The organism is Mesorhizobium sp. M7A.F.Ca.US.002.01.1.1, from assembly GCF_004022955.1.
Lineage (GTDB): Bacteria > Pseudomonadota > Alphaproteobacteria > Rhizobiales > Rhizobiaceae > Mesorhizobium > Mesorhizobium ciceri.
The window spans coordinates 1-1778 of sequence record NZ_RZQE01000783.1 but is presented as its reverse complement, the minus strand read 5'-3'; the positions used below and the strand labels follow the sequence as shown (position 1 = coordinate 1778).

Below are 1778 nucleotides of genomic sequence, written 5' to 3'. Positions count from 1 at the left end.
CAGATCCTGTATTGCTATCGCGACTGCAGTTCGGCTGAGTCATCGGCTGGCACATCCTGCTGCCGGCTATTACTGTAGGATGGCCGCGTTCATCGCGATGCTGGAAGGCCTCAATTTCTTGACCGGAAGGGACATCTATCTCCGCATCTCGACGTTCTGGATCAAGATATTCTCGATTGCGTTCGGAATGGGCGTCGTCACCGGTGGCGATGGCCCACGACGGCTTGAAGGCGCGGATCGAGGAGATCATGCCGAAATTGAGACGGCGGAAGGGTGAATGAGACGGCTTGCAGTTGCGCGCACGCGTACGCGTCCACCGAATGTGACATTAGCGCAACCTGATTGAGCTAACGAACACGCGAACAGAACAGTCGCTTGACGATCAAGGCAGACTGCGACAGCGTTTGCCGTCCGGGGGTAAGCGGCGCACGGCTCGTCGAGAGCTAGTAAAAAGGGGCAGGGGCCTTTCTCGACGAGCCTGCCTCGGACATACCCGCTCGCTAAGGGAGATCGGCGACAAGGTGCGGGTCGAGGAGATCACGCCGAAGGTGAAGAAGCGCTGACGTCGTCCTAACTTCAAATTAGCCCGGAGAGGTGGAATAGCCTGGCAACTCGCACGCCAAGGCCAATAATGGTTTGGCCATCATTGGCGGCGAAATCCCAACCGCAAAATACTGCCCAGCCAAAAAGCAGGATTGAGAAGCGCATTAGCACATTCTAAAATAGATAAATTGAATAAGCGTTAAAGGCTTCTTTTGCGCGCTGGCATTGGCAGGGCTTCCCCAGTGCGCTTTTACAAAGGGGCGATACTGGGTAGGGGTTCAGGGCAGCGGAATCGGCTTGTCGCTGAGTGTGCGCAAGTACGCGATCACGTTGACCCGTTCGGTCTCGTCCGGGACACCGGGCGTCTCCATCTTGACGCCCGGCGTTGTGAGCATGGGCCCGAAGAGATATGTGTTCAGGTCCTCATACGTCCATACACCTTCCCAGCCCAGCAATGTGTCGGAGTAACGCATACTTGCCATGGATGCCTTGTCGCGGCCGACGACGCCCCACAAGTTGGGCCCCGTCTTGGTCTCTCCCTTTGGCTCGGCATTGTGGCAACCGTGACACACATGGGTGAAGTAGGTTCGGCCTTTCTCGACATCCGCATTTGACAATTTCATCGAGATAGGGGCTGGCGTTGGCAAGACGACGCCGTGCGACAAGAGATAGGCGGCAACTTCATGTTGCCCCTTGAATTTTGCCATGTGGAGCGGTGTCTTGCCGTCCTTTGTCTTCGCATTCACATCGGCGCCGGCCTCGACCAGTGCCTTCACGCAATCGAGACAGCCGGATCTGACGGCGATGTGAAGGGCGGATTCACCGCCGCGCTGCGCATTTGGATTTGCGCCCCCCTGCAGCAACAGATTGATCAAGTCGACCCTGCGTTTTGCCAAAGCCGGCATGAGGGGAGGTCCCAAAAGCGGCGTCGGGGCAACGTTGGCGTCGGCACCTCGTTCCATGAGCAGTTTTGCCGCCGCAAGATGCCCGCCCCTAACCGAAAGATAGAGCGGCGTTGCTTTTCCATCGCTCTCGTCGACGCCGGCACCGGCGTCGAGCGCTGCCGCAATTGCCGCGACATCTCCCTTCACGGCGGCGTCGTGAATGGCGGCGGCATGCGATACAATCGGGATGTGTGCAATCAGCAGTGAAATGAAAAGCAAGGACATGCGCATTCGGCACCCCTGTGTCAAACCGGAGGACGCGGCACGCTGCGAGAAGGGATGACTTTAGTC

Annotated in this window: 2 protein-coding genes; one reads left to right on the top strand and one right to left on the bottom strand. The window is 57.9% G+C overall.

Annotated elements, in window-relative coordinates:
* On the top strand, nt 1–277 hold a 277-nt coding region (locus tag EN932_RS35385; protein WP_206619020.1), incomplete at its 5' end, for a cytochrome ubiquinol oxidase subunit I.
* 544 nt (nt 278–821) lie between these two features.
* On the opposite strand, the gene EN932_RS35380 is transcribed toward EN932_RS35385, so the two are convergent.
* Nucleotides 822–1712 (bottom strand): ankyrin repeat domain-containing protein, encoded by an 891-nt coding sequence (locus tag EN932_RS35380; RefSeq protein WP_245483390.1) that lies wholly within the window; start codon nt 1710–1712, stop codon nt 822–824.
* Nucleotides 1713–1778: the final 66 nt, after the last annotated feature.